Genomic DNA, 19,443 nt, shown 5'->3' with positions numbered 1-19,443 from the left:
CTTCAAAAATTTTACGCCGAGGAAGCACTACACTTGCAAAAAAGAAGCTCTTAAGACGATGAAATCTGCTAGGAATCATTATCCGTCAATTTCCTACTCTAGATAATTTTTTTATCTCAGGTCTCAGGGTGACGAATTATTAACTCAGAACACAAAAGGGTATGTTTGAAATAAAAAAAGCTTCTAAGAATAGAAGCTTTTTAATTTATGTATGTTGGAAATTACCTGACCACCAATTTTCTGGTAGCTTGTGTAACGCCTTCTTTAATTTTTAAAATATAGATTCCAGGAGTAAGTTCTGAAACGTCTAACTCTTTCCCCGTTACACGAGCAATTAGTACTTTTTTACCTAAAACATTATAAATCTCTACTTCTTTCGTTTGATTTTTATTGGAAGTAATATATACTTTGCTGCCAACCACAGGGTTAGGATAAATAGAAAGACCCTCGATAGGCTTTTCTGTAGTAAACGCAGGAAGCGCTGTGTTTTGAGCTATCAACTGAGGTGTGAATAACAGAAAACTAACCAATAATAAACTTAAGATGTAGAATTTTTTCATATTTTTTACGTTGGCATTTGTAAATCTACAATAAATTATTCAAAAATGATACCATTAATTCATAGTTAAAGATAAAATATTTAATTGATATTTCAATCCTAAAACAAAAGAGATGAGACAGTTACGTCTCATCTCTTTTGTTAATTTAATTGGTAGCCTCAACAAATTGAGGCTATTTCAGCTGGAAATTTATTTTATAATCTTGCATTTCTCCAAGACCACCCAGCTATTTCTACCTTAGTTCCCGTCCTGTAATTGCCTGTAGCACTGGCGCTAGCTCCATCTATCTTTACGTTTGTTACCGGGCCATTGTCTTTCATATCTAAATTAGTTTGGTAACCCTCTATGTAAACATTGTTGATTAATGCCCCAGATTCTTTCTTAAACTGTAGCGCTGTTCCCCCAACTGTAGAAATAGCAGTGAAATTAATAAGCTTTGGATTTTTATTTAATCCATCGGCTTCTAAAGCTGTCGAGAAGCCTGCTTTAGTATGAGAAATATAGGTGTTTGTTACCGTTCCATTCCATCCTTCTGTCCAGTCTACGGCATCATCTTCATTATTTTCAAAATAAAGGTTTGTTGCGGAAACCGTTCCTCCAAAAAACTCAATCCCATCATCAGAACCATTTATTACTGCAATGTTTTCTAAAACAGTACCAGAGCCTACTGCATATAGGGAAACTCCATTGTATTGAGAGTCTGCATTAATTTGTGCGCCAGATCCAAGGATCACCAAATTTTTAATACTTCCGGAATTATCTGCATCATCTGATCCTCCATAGATAAACCCTCCAACTTCCGCAGTTGCGTTTATGCCCTCAGTAGTTGTCGATTTCCCTACAATTGTAAGTCCGCCCCAATCTCCTGGCATTGCATTTTTAGAAGATATTACCACTGGTTTTTCTGGTGATCCATCAATATTTATTTTGCCTCCTTGTAGAACTGCTATATATACATCTGTTCCCCCATCTCTGGCAGTAATTTTTGTTCCCGCCGGAATAGTTAATGTTCCACCATCTTTTACGATTAAGGAAGAAGTTAAATCATATGAAACATCTGCATTTAATGTAAGCTCTCCTTCAATAACACCTTGTAGTACCGTGGCTTCTACAGCACTTCTGTTATTTATCCAGTTAAACAGTGCAATATCTACGGTTGCCGCATCTGTATAGGATTTACCTGGATCGGCTACCACATCTTCAATAAGCACATTAGCAATAGGTCCGTTATCCTTCATATCTATAGAAGTGTCGTAGCCTATTAAGGCTAGGCTGAAATTGTTGCCCCAGATTCTTTTTTAAATTGTAAGGCAGTTCCCCCTTTAGAAGAGATCGCAGTTAGATTAATAATCTTAGGATTTTTATTGAAACCATCTGCTTCTACAGCTGTAGAGAACCCTGCAATCGTATGCAAAACATAAGCATTGGTTACCGTTCCATTCCAACCTTCAGTCCAGTCGATAGCATCATCTTCGTTATTTTCTAAGTAAAGGTTTTTTACTGAAACTGTACCTCCAAAAAACTCTACTCCATCATCTGCACCATTTAATAAAGCCACATTTTCTACGGTTGTTCCAGATCCAATTGCGTATAAGGTTAATCCGTTGTATTGGGAGTCGGCATTTATTTGAGCTCCTGCTCCTTCAATAATCAAATATCTAATAGAACCAGAATCGTCAGAATCATTGTTTCCTCCATAAATAAAACCTCCAACTTCGGCAGTAGCTTCTATACCTTCAGTCGTTGTTGCATCTCCTAAAAGAACTAAACCACCCCAATCTCCCGGGTTTCCATTTGCAGATGACATTATAACGGGATTGTTTTGGGTTCCCTGAATATCTATTTGTGCCCCTTTTTTCACAACGATATATATTTCTTGTCCAACATTAGCTGTAATGCTGGTTCCTGCAGGGATGGTTAGCTTCGCGCCAGCTTCTACACTAAAAGAACCTGTTAATTTATAAGCTATATTAGAATCTAATGTAAGATTTTGGGCAAGACTTCCATTAAGATCATTAACTATTGGAACTACCGGTGTTCCTCCTTGATCTCCTTCATCGAAGAAATTGTCGTCACTACTGCAGCTTCCAAAGAACAGCGCTGAAAGCATGCTTGTGATAAGTGCGATACTTTTAATTGATTTTTTCATTTTGTTAAAAGTTTAATTTGATTAATTGTTTGGTTTGTTTTTAAAATTTATATCCAACTCCTAGGCTAATTGTTGCGCCGCGAGTATAAGATCTTACGGTTTCGGTAGTTTCGATTCCTATAGTACTTGGTTTAATGTTTTGGGTTCTTTTAATTTCCGGGTTTAGTATATTTTTCCCTGTTAGTTTGAGATTGAAATGCTCTCCTAATTCCTGACTAATAAGTGCATCTAGAGATACAAAGCCTTTTTCTATAATGGCATCATTATAAAATAGATCACTTTGAGTTTGGATTTCCGGAGCTCCCAAAGCGAATATTTTATCTGAAGCATAGTTTGCAATTACACTAGCCAGAAATGCATTTGGAGTATTGGTTGAAATGTTTAGTGAACCGTTGAAAATCCAATCTGATGCTCCTTGAAGATCTGTTTTTGTAAGCCCTTTATATCTAAAAGTTCGTATAAAGTTTCCTTGCGCATCCCTTAGTTCTTTTAGGTCTTGGGAATGCCACATTCTGGAAGCATTTAAATTTAGATCAAGATTATAACCCGATTCTTCTTCCGATTTTAATAAGCTTAGTCTAGTTTCTACCTCTAGTCCAAAAATTTCTGCCTTTTCGGCTGAATTAAAGAAAGAGAATACTCCGGCAGATCCTCTATCCTGAACTTTACTAATAGGGTTTTCAATATTTTTATAGAATCCGGTTAACGAGATTAGCTGATCTACGCTTGGAAAGAATTCCCATTTTAGATCTAAATTGTAATTTGTAGAAGCTTCTAGATTTGGATTCCCTCGAGTTACTTGTCCCGTTGGAGACACATATTCGAAAGGAGCGATCTCTTTAAATTCGGGTAATGTAATTGTTTTACTAGCTGCAATTCTAAAATTAGTGCTTTCGGTAGCTGCATATTTTATATTAATACTTGGATAAAAATTATTATAAGATTTATCCGATTCTCCACGTCTTCCAGGAATGTTTCCTACATCGTATTTTACATTTAAATCATCTTTTTGGTAACGCACTCCTATATTAATGTTGATTTTATCAACCCCATAATTGGCAGTTAAAAAACCAGCAGTAGATTCTAAGGTTGCTAAATACCTGTCTGGATCTAATCTGTTTATTAATAAGGTGCCGTTCTGAAGATTTTCTAAGGTGAATACTTTGGAAAGATTATCTATAGAAGTTGGGTTCAATGCATTTAGTGTAGCCTCTTCCAGACCTAAGAATTGAGAGCCAAAATTTCGCTCTTTATTTCGGTAATTCCATCCAAAATTGAAACTTAGGTTTTTTAAGTCTTCATCAATAATAGTTAGATGGTTTTGTAGAAGCCCATTAAATTCTTCATCATTAATGATCTGTGCAGATTTTCTCTGCTGAAATCCTCCAGTTCTTCCTAATTGAACAAGGTTATTGTTGAAGTTTACCTCATTTCTAATTCTGTTAGGCTCATCTGCATCAACTTTATTGTATCCGGCTCCCCATGTTAAAATGTTTTTTGGATTCCATTGGTGTTCTCCGGCTAATTGATTCACCCATAGTTGGGTTTGTTTAATATTCTGGTCTCTTATAAATTGAGAAAGATCTTCTACAGGTTCGGTTTCTTCAAAAATACTGGCCTCGCCATTTCTACCGCCTTCAAAAACCTCATCGGTAAGTTTATTAATGAATAAACTGGTGGCCTTAATTTCATTATTTTCATCTATTTGATAGGAAGCATTTAATAAGCCGGTAGTATTCACACTTTTGGCAAAGGTTTCGGCATCTGTAATAGAATCGTTTATAAAGTTGGCCCTAAATTCTCTAAAAACACCTTGTCTATGCTCATAAGCAACATCTTGCGAGCCTGTAAAAAGCACCTTAAAGTTTTCTCCAATTTTTTTACCAGCGGTAATGGAATATTCATAATTCAAAGGAAGATCTGCAGTTTGAGTATTCCAAGTTTGCTGCGTAAGTGCATCTCTGGTTTTAAGATCTCGAGAGTAAAAACCAAGATTAACATTATCGTAATTTGGAGATGCCTTGAAATTATTAGCATTTCCAATAGCATTGGTATTCATACCAACTTTTAAACCTGCGCTTAGTTCCTGAATCCCCAACAATTCTCGGGTGCTAACATCTACATTTCCAGAAGCCTCATCGGCTGAGTTTTGTGCAGCATAGGTTTTGCTTATACTTACACTTTGAATAATATTGGTAGGGAATAATTTTAAATCTATGTTTTTACGCTCTACATCATCTGAAGGGATTGGTAAGCCATTCATCGTAGTGTTTAAATATCTATCCCCTAAGCCACGAACAAAAATATCTCCTGAAGCCTCGCTACTGGTTACCCCGGATATCTTTGTTGTTGCGGTAGCAGCATCAGAAACCCCCATTTTGGCTAATTCCTGGGCTCCGATGCTTTCTTTGATCTCTATCGCTTTTTTCTGATCTAGTAATAAGGCTACCTGCGAATCTTTTCTGGAAACTGTTTTTATAACAACCTCATCTAAAGAAGCTGCACTGGAACCCAAGGCGGTATTCACTTCTGTTACTTTATCTGCAACTACAGTAATATTTGGCGCTTCTAATGTTTCATACCCAACAAAACTGAAAACAACGGTATAGATTCCGGGTTTTAAATTCTCTATAACATAAAGTCCATCAATATCTGTAGTGGTTCCTAAATTGGTTCCTTTAATAATAACATTAGCAAAAGGCAGCGTTTCGCCTTTAATTTCCTTGTCCATCAGTTTACCAGCTATGCTACCATTTTTGGTTTCTTGAGCTTGAGAAAAACTGCTAATTAGTAGTGTAATAAGTAATAAAAATTTCTTCATTATGTTAGTTTATATCGACGATACAAATTAACAGAGCTCTTGCAAGAACAAGCTTAACTAAACTTTACCATTGAGTTAATGAAGGCAGTTTCAATGTTATCATATTGTTTAGAGGAGAGAACTTAAGCACGTTCTATTTTTTTTTGATTTTTTACCGCTTCAGCTATGGATATTGTTCATGTGAGAACTAAGTATGCTGAAAATTGGTTTGTTACCTAACTGTTATCAATAAGGTTTGGCATAATACTATGGAAGATTAATTTTATCTTTACCTATGTAATTCGAACATATAGTTTCAAAATTCATGAAGAAAAAAAACATAACAATATTATTAGTGGACGATGAGCCGGATATTTTGGAAATCGTTGGTTATAATCTTTCTGCGGAAGGCTACCATGTGATCACTGCTGAAGACGGCGTAGAAGCTGTTAGACTTGCTAAGAAAAAAAAACCGCAACTTATTATTCTAGATGTTATGATGCCGGAGATGGATGGGATTGAAACTTGTGAGCAAATTCGAAAAATACCGGAATTAGCCGATACTATGATTACCTTCTTAACTGCACGCAGCGAAGATTACTCTCAAATGGCAGGGTTCGATGCAGGTGCCGATGATTACATAACCAAGCCAATCAAGCCAAAAGTATTAGTGAGTAAGGTAAATGCATTACTTAGAAGGTTCAAGGAAAATGATCCTTCCTCAAATATTGTAAAGGTTGGAAATCTGGTTATTAATAGGGATGAATATAAAATCATTAATAACGATGTGGAAATTATCTTGCCAAGAAAAGAATTCGAGTTGCTTTCACTTCTTGCTTCTAAGCCGGGAAAAGTATTCAAAAGAGAAGACATTTTAGATAATGTGTGGGGCAACGAAGTGGTTGTAGGAGGAAGAACTATAGATGTTCACATCAGGAAACTGCGTGAGAAGATAGGGGACGATAGTTTTAAAACGGTAAAAGGGGTAGGTTATAAGTTTGTAATTTAATGGCTAAAAGTTTTAAACGTTCATATAAATTTTCTTTAAAGACCTCGTTATATCTATCAATATTTCTAACCTTGATCGTGGGCATTTTTAGTTTACTAACATCAGGATTTTTAATTTGGCCAACGCTGGGTTTTGCGTTCGTTTGTTTTTTGATCTCTTTTATTATAATTCAATATAGAGTAGAACATTTTATATACAAACGAATTAAGAATATCTACGATAATGTTGCGCTTTTGGACGCAAGCACTTTAGATCCTAGCCAGATCACTACAGATATGGCTACGCTTACCAAGGAAGTTGAAAGATTTGCGGAAGGTAAAAAGTTGGAGATTGAAACCTTACAAATTAGAGAGACATATAGGAAGGAATTTATGGGGAATGTATCCCATGAGCTCAAAACACCTTTATTTACGGTTCAAGGCTATATCCTCACGCTGTTGGATGGTGCAATGAAAGATAAAGCAGTACGTAAAAAATACCTGCAACGGGCGAGTAAAGGAGTAGAGCGACTCATTTATATTGTCAAAGATCTGGATATGATCACGAAGTTCGAGACCGGTGATCTTCATTTGAATAAAGAGAATTTTAATATAGTCGAATTAATTCAGAATGTTTTTGATCTTTTAGAGATGAAAGCTGCAAAAAAGAATATCTCTCTTGTTTTCGATCAACCATATAAGAAACCTGTTATGGTAAATGCCGATATGGATAGAATGCAACAGGTGATCTCCAATTTAGTGGTGAACTCTATTAAATATGGTAAAAAAAGGCGGCACTACTGAAGTTAGTATCGAGAACCTAATTAAAAACAAGGTGATAATTCGAGTTTCAGATAATGGAGAGGGTATAGAGAAAGCTAACATCCCACGATTGTTCGAGCGTTTCTTTAGAGTAGATAAAAGTGGATCCCGTAAAGAAGGAGGTTCAGGATTGGGGCTTTCTATCGTCAAGCATATTCTGGAAGCTCATAATGAGAAAATTTATGTAGAAAGTGTTTATGGTGTAAGTAGCGAATTTTCATTCACTCTGGAAAAGGTCAAAAACAGCACTAAAACTAGAGGGAATAAGATTAAATCTTAAGCCTGTCGTGTTTTCTAAACTTTCTAGTTTTTCTAAAGAGAAATTATTTTGATGACAACTGCCAGTCAAACCATGTTCCGCAAGTCTTTTTGCTAAATACTCCTGTTCTGGTTGCCCGGGAGTTGGAATTAGAAATGCTTTTTTCTCCAGTTTTGCAATGTCCATAATACTGGTATAACCAGACCTGCAAATTATAGCTTCACTACTATTTAAAACTTCATCTAATTCCTTTCCAAACAAGTAATTGTAGATTTTAAGATTTCCAATTTTTTCAACCTTTACTTCCTTTTCTAACACCCCTCTAATTAGTGTAATAGGAGATGAAAATCGTTCAAATTCTTTCAGAAGTAATTTCTCTAAAATTCCCCGCTGAGGTTCGGGACCAGATAGTATGATGGCATATTTGTATTTAATAGGAAGGTCTTTCTTAGAAAACCTGCTTAAAGGTCCAATATATTTAATTGGAAATGGAGGTTGATCTAGATGCCCCATTTCTCCACTTAAATTGGGGTTTTCTTCAACATCGGGAACCCAGCATTCTGTAAACTTTGAAATCAAATGTTGCTGAATTTTACTGCTGAATATGGTGGAAGAACCAGAAAGCACATTTAGCTGATGGGTAACAAAAACCGATGGAATCCTTTCGCTTCTCACGCCCCATCTGTTGTCAGATATTATTCCGGAAATATTTTGGGAGCGGACTAATTTTTCGGTTACATTTTTTTCCTTCCTAATTGCAGCAATAATTTTTGGAGTTTGAAGTAGTAGCTTCCATTTAAAAAAAGCCTCCTTCTTGGAATAGCTGATATTATATTCCGGTAATATGTAGGCTTCTAAAGCTGGAAATTCCTTCTGAAGTAATTTTAGAGCAGCTCCATCTGATGCTAAGACAGGCTCAAAATCATGAAGAATTAGTTCCTGGATAATTGGAATGCATCTCGTGGCATGGCCAAAACCCCAATTTAAGGGAGCTACTAAAATCCTTTTTTTCGGCATTTTCAAATATAGTTAACCCATTGTTGAAATTGGGAACTCAAAATAATTATTGAAACTATTCAAAACAGGTGAGAACCTCATAATGACTTTCTAAGCTATTTTAGCTAATTTTGCCAAAAATTATAACTACACGTGGGCAGCAAGAACAAACTCAAGAGATTTAGGGAAAATGAAAGCTTTATTAATGTTGTTCAGCCTTCACGGGAAGAAATCGTAGATCAAACCTACCCTCTTAAAGGGAATTGGAATAAAGATTTTTTTAAAAATAATAATCCTATAGTTTTAGAATTAGGTTGTGGCAAAGGAGAATATAGCGTCGCTATGGCTCAAGCAAATCCGGACAAGAATTTTATTGGGATAGATATTAAAGGGGCTCGTTTTTGGAGAGGTGCAAAAACTGCTATTGAAGAGGAATTGCTCAACGTAGGTTTTATGAGAACTCAAATAGAGTTAATAGACCATATTTTCGCAGAAAATGAAGTAGATGAAATCTGGATAACTTTTCCAGATCCTCAAATAAAATATAAGCGCACTAAGCATAGATTAACAAATTCAGATTTCCTTAAAAAGTACAAGCAGATCTTAAAACCAGAGGGCTTGGTAAATCTAAAGACCGATAGTGAATTTATGCATGGATACACTTTAGGCTTGCTACATGGCGAAGGTCATGAGATTTTGCATGCTAACCACGATGTATATAAAAATGTATATTCTCCAAAAGAAGTGGTTGGAATACAAACTTTCTATGAAAAACAGTATCTTGAGCAAGGAAAACCAATTACCTATATTCAATTTAAGATAAAGTAGCCATTTGGAGGAAACAAAAATTTTCCTGATCACCTATTTCGCTGCTCTTTTAGGAGTAGTGCCCCCGGGATTAGTAAACATGACAGTTGCCAAAACTTGCGTAGAGTATGGTAAGAAAAACGGAATTTATGTTGCGATAGGGGCGTCTATTATTGTCTTTTTTCAAGCATTAATCGCTGTTATTCTAGCAAAATATATTTTCGATAATCCTTTTGTTCGTAATATTCTTCTTAGAACAGGTCTGGTCATTTTTATAGTTCTCATGATCTATTTTTATGTGAAAGCTAGAAGCGATTCGCATATTAAAACACACTCTAAAAAGGCTAACTCGAACAGTATTTTCAAAGGAATGTTGGTTGCGGTTTTAAACGTATTTCCAATTCCGTTTTTTGTTGCTATTGCTGCAGCCTTAAATGTTGGTGGTGAAGTGGGCCATGATTGGTCTGTAATGTTGTTTTTTGTATTAGCGGCATCTTTAGGAACTTTTACAACCTTGTATTTCTACGTTTTTTCTTTCTGGAAGATTGAAGATAAAACAGATGTTTTTGCAAAATACTCCAATTACTTTATGGCTTCTTTAATGCTGATTTTAGTAATAATAACCTTATTTAGAATCTTCTACTATTAAAAATGGCTTTAGAACCTAATTTTTTTGAGCGAGTTTATGAGGTGGTAAAACTTATTCCTTCAGGAAGAGTTACATCCTATGGGGCTATAGCAAGATATATTGGTGCGGCTAAAAGTGCCAGAATGGTGGGTTGGGCTATGAACAAAGCACATGATTTGGAAGAAGTGCCTGCACAGCGAGTTGTAAATAGACTGGGTTTGCTTACAGGGAAGCATCATTTTGGTGGCACTAATGCGATGCAGCAATTGTTAGAAAGCGAAGGAGTAGTTGTTAGAGATAATCAAATACAAAATTTTGAAAAGGTTTTCTGGGATCCAAATAAGGAATTGGTGAAACCGCGTTAAAATATGGGAAAAAGTATCCATAATTTTCGCTTATTCTACAATCAATCAATTATAGCGGAATACTTCGTTTTCTTGGGGAAACCCTCTATATTTGCATTTTAGAATCAATCTATATAAGAGGTTGAAAATGAAATAAATTCAGATGAAATTAGAGAGAAAAGATATACTTGCTGCTCTTGAAACTATTTCTCTTTCCGGTGAGGGAAGTAATATGGTTGAAAGTGGTGCTGTGAAAAATGTGATGACCTTTGGAGATGAGGTTGTGTAGATTTAGTAATGTCTACTCCTGCTTTGCATATCAAAAAAAGGGCAGAAGCAGATATAATTAAAGTAATTCAAGAGAAGGTTTTCGATAAAGCTATCGTAAAAGTCAACATTAAAGTTGAAGCTCCGGAAAAACCTACGATTAAAGGAAAGGCAATTCCGGGAATCAAAAATATTATTGCTGTGGCTTCCGGAAAAGGTGGAGTTGGAAAATCTACTGTAACCGCAAATTTAGCTGTTTCTCTAGCTAAAATGGGGTTTAGTGTTGGCTTATTAGACGCCGATATTTATGGGCCTTCCATGCCTATTATGTTAGATGTTGAAGCAGAAAGACCTTTATCTGTAAATGTAGATGGAAAGTCTAAGATGAAGCCTGTAGAAAGCTACGGAGTTAAATTGTTATCTATCGGGTTCTTTACAAAACCAGATCAGGCAGTAGTTTGGCGTGGACCTATGGCAGCAAAAGCATTAAATCAGATGATTTTTGATGCAGCTTGGGGAGAATTGGATTTTATGTTGATAGATCTTCCTCCTGGAACAGGTGATATTCATTTATCCATCATGCAATCGCTTCCTATCACAGGAGCAGTGATCGTAAGTACGCCTCAAAATGTGGCCCTTGCAGATGCTAAAAAAGGAGTTGCGATGTTTCAGCAAGAAAGCATTAATGTTCCAGTATTAGGGATTATAGAAAATATGGCATATTTCACTCCTGAGGAATTGCCGGAAAATAAATATTATATTTTCGGTAAAGAAGGTGCAAGAAACCTTGCAACCGATCTTGGTGTTCCATTTTTAGGGGAAATTCCATTAGTTCAAAGTATTCGTGAAGCAGGAGACCTGGGAAGACCGGCAGCTTTGCAAACTGCTACTGCTTTGGAAAGTTCTTTTGAAGAATTAACCAGAAATGTAGTACAAGAAACAGTAAATAGAAATACAAGCTTGCCTCCAACCGAAGCTATTAAAATAACTACGATGGCTGGATGTAGTGCTGTTAAAGGAAAATAAATGACAACTGAAGAAATCAGAATTAATGTAGAAAAAGCCCTGCAAGAAATTAGACCTTTTTTGCAAAGTGATGGTGGGGATATCTCTTTGGTGTCTATAGAAGACGATCGCCTTGTAAAAGTTCAGCTAGAAGGAGCTTGTGTTGGTTGCCACGTGAACCAGATGACATTGAAATCTGGTGTGGAAATGACTATTAAAAAATATGCGCCACAAATTGAAAAAGTGGTAAATATTGAAAGGTAAGCGGAATTTAACCCACTTATCTTTTATTGCAAATTGAAAAGAATGATCAAAACAGATATTTTAATAATCGGTGCCGGACCCACAGGTTTGTTTGCCGTGTTCGAAGCCGGACTGCTTAAACTTAAATGTCATTTAATAGATGCATTGCCTATTCCCGGTGGACAATGCGCCGAAATCTATCCAAAAAAGCCAATTTATGATATCCCAGGATTTCCGGAAGTATTGGCGGGTGATCTTGTGGATAACCTAATGGAACAAATTAAACCTTTTAGTCCAGGTTTTACTTTGGGAGATCGAGCTGAAACATTGGATAAACTTGAAGACGGAACATTTTTGGTTACTACTTCTAGAGGAGTTAAACATAATGCACCTGTAGTTGTGATTGCTGGTGGTTTAGGGAGCTTCGAGCCAAGAAAACCACCTATTCCTTCAATAGCAAATTTTGAAGACAAAGGAGTTTCTTATATTATTCGAGATCCTGAAGTTTATAGAGATAAATCTGTAGTAATTGCGGGCGGAGGAGATTCAGCTTTAGACTGGTCTATATTCTTATCCAATATCGCAAAAGAAGTTTCTCTTGTTCATAGAAGAAGAGATTTTAGAGGCGCATTGGATTCAGTTGAAAAAGTTGAAGAGTTATCTAAGATTGGGAAGATCAATTTGATCACCGATGCTGAAGTTGTTGATCTTAAAGGAGATGATCATTTAGATGCTGTGGTAATTCGTCATAAAGGGAATGCCGCTGAAGAGGAAGTGAAATTAACAGACCATTTTATTCCATTATTTGGACTATCTCCAAAGTTAGGGCCAATCGGGGATTGGGGATTAGAAATTGAGAAAAATGCAATTAAGGTTGATAATACCTACGATTATCAAACCAATATTCCGGGAGTTTATGCTATTGGAGATGTAAACACCTATCCTGGAAAATTGAAATTGATCCTTTGTGGTTTTCATGAAGCAGCCATTATGTGCCAAAGTGCTTATCAGCGAATTAATCCGGACAAAAAGTATGTTATGAAATACACAACTGTTAGCGGAGTTAGTGGATTTGACGGTTCTAAAAAGGAAGCAAAACGAGAAGTTGTAAAAAGTATAAATTAAGGATACCAGTTTTTCTGATATATGTCTGATATTAAAATTACAATAATAGATAGAGAGGGTGAAGCTCACCATGTAGAAGCACCCACAGATATGAATATGAACCTGATGGAAGTAGTGCGGATGCATGAACTCGCTCCGGAAGGCACCATCGGTATCTGCGGTGGAATGGCTATGTGCGCATCCTGCCAGTGTTATATTTTAAGTCATGAACACTTGCTTCCAGAAAAAAGTTATGAAGAAGAAGACATGCTAGATCAAGCTTTTTTTGTTGAAGACAATAGTAGATTGGGCTGTCAGATTCCAATTATATCAGAATTGGAAGGCTTAGAGGTGAAGCTTGCACCGGAATCTACATAAACATCTCATCTTTTTACTAGAGACTACATTCTAATTTTATTATATCTTGCAGTAATGGATATAATAAACGAAATGAAGGGAGTTCTAATTTGTCTATTTCTAACGACATGTTATACTCTTCAAGGACAGGAAATTGCTCCTTATTTCACAAATTATCTAAAAACTGAATATAAAGGGGAAAATTCAAATTGGGATATCACTCAACATCCTGATGGAACCATTTATGTAGCAAATAATAAATATCTCCTCGCCTTTAATGGAGATTATTGGGCTAAGCATACGTTGCCATCGAATGGGATATTCAGATCGGTAAGCGTTATAAATGATACTTTATATTCTGGTTCATACCATCAATTTGGTTATTGGCTTAAAAATGTCAAAAATGAACTTCAGTATACTTCTATAAGTGATTCACTTGATAAAAACATCTTTAATAACGATGAAATTTGGAAAATAATTCCGTTCGGTGAGGAAATCTTGTTTCAGTCCTTCAATAAAATTTATAGATATAATAAGCAGACTAAGAAAATTAATGTACTCCCTTTAGGCAATATTTCGGCCGTGTATACTTTCCTCATCAATGACAAATTATATGTAGGCACCAAAAATAATGGTATCTATAAAATAGAAAATGATAGTATTATTCCGCTTAGCTGGAGTAAACCTTTAGAAAATTATAGTGTCCAGAGTATAGTGGATTACAAAGATGGGTTATTAATAGCAACCCAAATTAACGGAATATTTTATTATAAAGATGCTGTTTTAAAAAAATGGTCTTTTTCTACTTTCGCTGAAATGGAGTATCTGGAAATCAACAATTTAAAGATCGCAGGCGACTTGGTTTTTGTTGGCACCATTAATAATGGATTAATGGTTTACGATTCGGAAGGTGTATTAAAATATGTTTATAATAAAAATAATGGACTAGCCAACAATACTGTATTGAGGCAGTTTTTAGATATTCAAAATAATTTATGGCTTGCGCTAGATAATGGCCTGTCAAAGATATCCCTCAATAATGATGTTTATGCGTATAATGATAAATCGGGTTTATTAGGAACGGTATATAGTATTGAAGATCAAGGTGAAAATCTTTTAGTGGGTTCTAATCATGGGGTGTTCTCATTAAAAGGTACTCAGCTAAAATTTTTAAAGGCTTCTAATGGTCAGGTATGGGACTTAACAAATGTTGGAGATGAAATTATTTGTGGGCATAACAATGGAACCTACAGTATTAAGGACAATGAATTTACCCTTATAAGTGATACAAATGGGGGAATGGACTTTTTGAATATTTCCGGAACGAATTATTATTTACAGCCTAATTATGCTGGTATTACGAGATATCATAAAATAAATGGTTCCTGGGAATCATTTAGATTCAAAGAATTAGATTTTCCAGTTAAGGGAATATATTTTGATGAAAACCAGAGTTTATGGGTTGATGCCTCGCATAAAGGTATTTTTAAATATAAAATTTCCGAAAATTTCGAGGAATTAACACTTCTAAAAAGTTTTATGAATACCAATGTTCCCTATGAAATGTTTGCTCTTGGTTCCCAAATATTTCTAACTAAAAAAAATCAAATATTTAGGTACGATGCACTACATGATCTATTGGTTAGGGACTCCATATTAGAAAAAAAAATTATACCCATTTTCAAGCATATCTGGTATTAATAAAGAATTACTGATTATAAAAACCGCGAGTTCACTCCGAATTACTTCCACGAAAGGAGATAATTTATATAATTTTAATGAAGAATTAATCAATAGTAGATTAGTTAAAAATGCTTCTAGCGCGAAGAAAATAGATATTTCGCTATTTTTATTTTTGGACGATGGTTTTTTAAAAGTTAATCCTTCGATCTCTGAAAAAAAGAACAATTTAACTAACCTATCTTTAGAAGCTGTGAAGGTAAATGGTAATTCGATACCACTTAATGCCTCTATTGATATCCCGTTCAGGAAGAATACAATTAGTTTAAAGTTTTCCAGTCATACTCCAGGCACCTTATCATTACCCCTCTATTCTTTCAAATTGGAGGGTTACGATAAAAAATGGTCCACACCAAATAATACTTCTCATGTGGCATATCAAAACCTGCATCCAGGGGATTATAAATTTAAAGTAAAAAAAAGTCAGTTTAGGGAATACAACGGAAAAGACGCTTTTTTCTTTTAGTGTGCTTCAGCCCTGGTATCTCAGTGTGTGGGCTTGGATTGGATATGTGATTCTTTTAGCAATGATTCTTTTTCTAGTTCATTATTATAATAAACAGAAATTTAATAGAAAGAAGAAGCTACTGGAGAGAGATCTAGAGTATAAGCAAAACCTCACTTTCCAAAAACAAAATTTTGAAAATAATAATAAGATAATTCAGTTAGAACAAGAAAAATTAAAAACTCAACTTAAGTCTAAAAGTAAAGAACTAGCTTCCTATGCTGCTTTAATGGCGAAAAAGGAGGACATGTTGAATGAAATTGAAAGGGAAATCGTAAAATCAAATATTAAAAAGGAAAATAAAACGCTCTATTCAAAGCTTATGAATATTAAAGAGCAACAGTCAAATTCTCAAAATGATTGGGCACTTTTTGATATAAATTTTAATGAGGTTCATGATGATTTCTTTAAAAACTTACAATTAAAATTTCCCAATCTTACCCCAAAGGATTTAAAAATGTGTGCCTACCTTATTATGAATCTTAGCTCCAAGGAAATTGCTCCTTTAATTGGAATTACATACAGAAGTGTAGAATTACATAGATACAGATTACGGAAAAAATTTAATCTTCCTAAAAATCAAAATTTGGTTAAATTTTTACATAAAGTAGTATAAATATCTTCGAAAACGTTGTAAATATTCATTTTCAACCTCATCTTTTCCACATCATTATTAAATTATAAAATTTTAACTACTTTATTTTATTTTTATAATTCATTGTAAAACAAAGATTTAGAGGTATCTTTAAACTTGATGTGTTTACTTATATTATGTAAATCTTAACAACACCCTATCTAGTGTTAGCTTTGGTATAATCTCGTTGCATTTTAATGCGCTATGGTAAATATCATAAATCTGAAAACATTAATTCTTCAAAAATAGGTGTGCTTATGAAAACAAAATTTACTCTATTATTTGTATTGCTTACTATGTTTTATTTTCAATTACAAGCTCAGGAACGAATAATTTCTGGAACTGTAACGTCGGAGCCAGGTGGAGTAACGCTGCCAGGCGTTAATGTTCTTGTTAAAGGTACTTCAACCGGAACTATAACTGATTTTGATGGAAAATACGCAATTAGTGCAAATGATAACGACGTCCTAGTATTTAGTTTTTTGGGATTTGAAACAAATGAGATTAGCGTTGGCACACAAAACACTATCAATGTAATTATGACGGAAAGTGCTTCTTCATTGGGAGAAGTTGTGCTTGTTGGATACGGTAGTACAAGAAAACAAGATGTAACAGGTTCTATTACTAGAATAAATGCAGAGGAACTTTTAAAACAACCTGCCTTAACTGCAACTCAATCTTTACAAGGTAAGGCCGCAGGGGTTCAAATTATTAGTTCTGGAGCTCCGGGCAGTTCACCGGTTGTACGTATTCGTGGTACTGGGACTGTGCAAGCTGGGCGTGATCCTATTTATGTAGTAGATGGAATTATTACAGATAGAATAGACAATATTAGTAGTGAAGATATTACCACTATAGATATCCTTAAAGATGCCTCTTCTCTTGCAATTTACGGAACCAGAGGAGCAAACGGAGTTATTATTGTAACCACCAAAGCCGGGAAAATTGGAAAGATGCAGATTGATGTCTCTTCCTATTTTGGTATTAAGGAAGTGTTGAGTAAAGTAGATATGGCGAACTCCAGTGCCTATGTTAATTTTTCTAATTTGGCATTCGGAAATCAGAGATTTCAACAAGATCAGCAATATGATACAGACTGGTTTGATGAGATAACCCGCGCCGGGACAGTCATTAACCATAATGTTTCGATAAGCGGAGGTACCGAAAAAATGACTTCTTATTTCAGTGCTAATTATTTCGAAGAAGAAGGGATTTTAATAGGGAATGATTATCGACGGCTTAACTTAAGAGGTAAGGCTAGTTATAACCTGACTTCCAAATTAAAAATCGATCATAATATTTCTCTATCTCTTAACCGATCGATTCCAAAACCATTTTCAGCTTTTACAACTGCCTACAAACAAGCGCCAATTGTACCTGTACGATATATTGGTGGTTCTTTCGATGGGAGATTTGGAGTGCCATTTGATAGTGCAGGCGCGAGATTTAATAATGTTGGTAACCCTGTTGCCGCATTAGCATTAAATGATGAAAAAAGAAAAAACCTTGTTCTTCAAGGAAATGTTTCTGCCACTTACGATTTTACCGATTATTTATCTGGGACTACAAGATTTGGGATTGAGAGTGGATATGGAAAATCTTACGTTTTTACACCTAATTTAGAACAATTCCTTGCAGGAGATCCTACCAGAGAAGTTTCAGATTTTGATTCTCCTAATAGAAATACTTTAAGGGTAAGAAAAGATGATTTTTATCATTGGGTATTCGATGCTTTCTTAACTTTTGATAAAACCTTTGCTGAAAAACATGGAGTTAAGCTAACCCTGGGAACCACTGCGGAAGAGGAACAAAATGATTTTCTAGAAGGTACACGAAATAACGTTCCTGAAGATTCAAATCTCTTCTCATTAAACAACGGAGAACAAGGAACAGATATAGCGAATAGTGAACTTTCAGACAAAAGGAGGTTGAGATCATACTTTGCACGACTTAATTATGATTTTGATAATAAATATCTTTTAACAGCTACAATAAGGCGTGATGGTTCTAGCGTCTTTGCCAACAATGCTGAGAAATGGGGTAATTTTCCTTCAGTAGGTATAGGATGGTTGATTACCAATGAAGACTTCTTAAACGAATCTGAATTCCTGAACACTCTCAAATTAAGAGCTAGTTGGGGTGAATTGGGGAACCAGAATATTCCTTTAAACGTGATAACCTTTGATTCAGATTTGGGAACTGTTTTTGGGCCAGATCAGGCATTGGTTCCCGGGTCAACAATTACTGCCATCATAGACGAAAATGTTGGATGGGAAGTTACTGAAGAGTACGATATTGGGGTGGAATTCGCCTTTCTAGATAACCGGCTTTCTGGGGAATTTGATTACTATAATAGATTAAATAGGAATGCGATCTTACCTATTAGCTTACCAGATGCTTTTGGAGCTTCGGGGATTACCCTAACTCATGCGGGTAAGATCAGGAATAAAGGTTTAGAATTTGCCCTTCATTGGAATGATGATATCAATGACAATTTTAAATATCATATTAGTGGGAATCTTACAACAAACGATAATAATTTAGAAGAGATAACCAATCCTTTTGCTTTTGAGCAACAGGGAGGAAGCATTGATAATGGACAAGTTACAAAGATCTTAAGGGAAGGTCAGCCTTTGGGGAGTTTCTTTGTGCTGGAAGTTCAGGGGTTTGATGAAAGAGGGGATTTTATTTATACAGATTTAGACAATAATGGGGTAATAGATAATGATGACCGTCAGTTCTTCGGTTCAATTCAGCCGGATCTCTATTTTGGAATAAATGCAGGCTTCGAATATAAAAACTGGGATTTCAATATTGAAGGCTATGGAAATTCGGGAAGCATGGTTTACAACGGTAAAAAAGCACAGCGTTTTGGAGGTGAAAATGTGGAAGCTAGTGTAGCTAACAACATCTTTAATTTTGATAGTGGATCTAATATGAATCCCGCACCTTCTAACGAAGTACCATTATCTTCTACATATTTCTTAGAAAGCGGAGATTTTTTCAGAATTAATAATATTACGGTAGGATATACTTTACCAGATGTTATCGCTGGAGTTAAAAAGATTAGGGTATATGCACTGGCACAAAACCCTTTTATCTTTAAGGAATTCACAGGGTTTACACCAGAACTACCAGGAAATGGAGACCCACTGGGGAACTCCTCTGGGATCGAATTGAATGCTTATCCATCTGTAAAGTCCTATCTCGTAGGTGTGAATTTAAATTTTTAAAAA

16 protein-coding genes and 2 pseudogenes are annotated in these 19,443 nt (G+C 35.3%); 13 read left to right on the top strand and 5 right to left on the bottom strand.

All coding sequences use genetic code 11. The annotated features are described in order from the left end of the window. Window positions 1-221: 221 nt before the first annotated feature. From ON07_RS12005 to ON07_RS11995, 4 genes are all read right to left on the bottom strand, one after another. Window positions 222-560: a T9SS type A sorting domain-containing protein gene (locus tag ON07_RS12005; RefSeq protein WP_010231777.1), complete on the bottom strand. Its 339-nt coding sequence runs from the start codon at window positions 558-560 to the stop codon at window positions 222-224. A gap of 194 nt (window positions 561-754) precedes the next feature. Next, complete coding sequence (locus tag ON07_RS17220) at window positions 755-1,798, bottom strand: hypothetical protein (protein WP_237708918.1); 1,044 nt, start codon at window positions 1,796-1,798, stop codon at window positions 755-757. Window positions 1,799-1,827: 29 nt separating this feature from the next. Continuing rightward, entirely contained in the window at window positions 1,828-2,709 is an 882-nt protein-coding gene (locus tag ON07_RS17215) for a hypothetical protein (protein ID WP_237708917.1), read from the bottom strand. A 40-nt stretch (window positions 2,710-2,749) separates the two neighbouring features. After that, the gene (locus ON07_RS11995; RefSeq protein WP_010231775.1) at window positions 2,750-5,530 is read right to left on the bottom strand and encodes a TonB-dependent receptor; all 2,781 of its coding nucleotides are present in this window, start codon (window positions 5,528-5,530) and stop codon (window positions 2,750-2,752) included. A 304-nt stretch (window positions 5,531-5,834) separates the two neighbouring features. Between ON07_RS11995 and ON07_RS11990 the strand changes: the two genes are divergently transcribed. Both ON07_RS11990 and ON07_RS15425 read left to right on the top strand, forming a co-directional pair. Continuing rightward, window positions 5,835-6,518: a response regulator transcription factor gene (locus ON07_RS11990; RefSeq protein WP_010231772.1), complete on the top strand. Its 684-nt coding sequence runs from the start codon at window positions 5,835-5,837 to the stop codon at window positions 6,516-6,518. After that, window positions 6,518-7,598 (top strand): annotated as a pseudogene (locus tag ON07_RS15425) (sensor histidine kinase). The gene ON07_RS11990 and the pseudogene ON07_RS15425 overlap by 1 nt, the downstream one beginning before the upstream one ends. On the opposite strand, the gene ON07_RS11980 reads toward ON07_RS15425, so the two are convergent. Continuing rightward, window positions 7,536-8,594: a glycosyltransferase gene (locus ON07_RS11980; RefSeq protein WP_010231769.1), complete on the bottom strand. Its 1,059-nt coding sequence runs from the start codon at window positions 8,592-8,594 to the stop codon at window positions 7,536-7,538. The pseudogene ON07_RS15425 and the gene ON07_RS11980 sit on opposite strands and share 63 nt — an antisense overlap. 132 nt (window positions 8,595-8,726) lie before the next feature. Between ON07_RS11980 and trmB the strand changes: the two genes are divergently transcribed. The 11 genes and pseudogenes from trmB to ON07_RS11925 all read left to right on the top strand — a co-directional run bounded on the left by trmB (window position 8,727) and on the right by ON07_RS11925 (window position 19,440). After that, window positions 8,727-9,401 (top strand): tRNA (guanosine(46)-N7)-methyltransferase TrmB, encoded by a 675-nt coding sequence (trmB, locus tag ON07_RS11975; protein WP_010231768.1) that lies wholly within the window; start codon window positions 8,727-8,729, stop codon window positions 9,399-9,401. Between the two features lie 4 nt (window positions 9,402-9,405). Next, entirely contained in the window at window positions 9,406-10,029 is a 624-nt protein-coding gene (locus ON07_RS11970) for a LysE family translocator (protein ID WP_010231765.1), read from the top strand. 2 nt (window positions 10,030-10,031) lie between these two features. Beyond that, on the top strand, window positions 10,032-10,373 hold the full coding sequence (locus ON07_RS11965; protein ID WP_010231762.1) for an MGMT family protein: 342 nt from the start codon (window positions 10,032-10,034) through the stop codon (window positions 10,371-10,373). A 142-nt stretch (window positions 10,374-10,515) separates the two neighbouring features. Next, window positions 10,516-11,645: pseudogene (locus tag ON07_RS15420) on the top strand (Mrp/NBP35 family ATP-binding protein). Next, the gene (locus ON07_RS11955) at window positions 11,646-11,888 is read left to right on the top strand and encodes a NifU family protein (RefSeq protein WP_010231758.1); all 243 of its coding nucleotides are present in this window, start codon (window positions 11,646-11,648) and stop codon (window positions 11,886-11,888) included. Between the two features lie 42 nt (window positions 11,889-11,930). Then, a complete protein-coding gene (locus ON07_RS11950; RefSeq protein ID WP_010231755.1) occupies window positions 11,931-12,992 on the top strand; it encodes an NAD(P)/FAD-dependent oxidoreductase in 1,062 nt (353 codons plus the stop codon). A 21-nt stretch (window positions 12,993-13,013) separates the two neighbouring features. Further along, complete coding sequence (locus ON07_RS11945; RefSeq protein WP_010231753.1) at window positions 13,014-13,349, top strand: 2Fe-2S iron-sulfur cluster-binding protein; 336 nt, start codon at window positions 13,014-13,016, stop codon at window positions 13,347-13,349. 54 nt (window positions 13,350-13,403) lie between these two features. Beyond that, the gene (locus ON07_RS11940) at window positions 13,404-15,029 is read left to right on the top strand and encodes a ligand-binding sensor domain-containing protein (RefSeq protein WP_010231751.1); all 1,626 of its coding nucleotides are present in this window, start codon (window positions 13,404-13,406) and stop codon (window positions 15,027-15,029) included. A gap of 154 nt (window positions 15,030-15,183) precedes the next feature. After that, complete coding sequence (locus tag ON07_RS11935) at window positions 15,184-15,534, top strand: triple tyrosine motif-containing protein (protein WP_010231749.1); 351 nt, start codon at window positions 15,184-15,186, stop codon at window positions 15,532-15,534. 1 nt (window position 15,535) lies between these two features. Next, window positions 15,536-16,189: a helix-turn-helix transcriptional regulator gene (locus ON07_RS11930; protein ID WP_010231747.1), complete on the top strand. Its 654-nt coding sequence runs from the start codon at window positions 15,536-15,538 to the stop codon at window positions 16,187-16,189. Between the two features lie 275 nt (window positions 16,190-16,464). Next, complete coding sequence (locus tag ON07_RS11925; protein WP_029331906.1) at window positions 16,465-19,440, top strand: SusC/RagA family TonB-linked outer membrane protein; 2,976 nt, start codon at window positions 16,465-16,467, stop codon at window positions 19,438-19,440. The last annotated feature ends 3 nt before the right edge of the window (window positions 19,441-19,443 follow it).

The organism is Gillisia marina, from assembly GCF_000258765.1.
GTDB lineage: Bacteria > Bacteroidota > Bacteroidia > Flavobacteriales > Flavobacteriaceae > Gillisia > Gillisia marina.
Note: the sequence above shows the minus strand (reverse complement) of the source record. Positions and strands in the feature narration are given on the sequence as shown.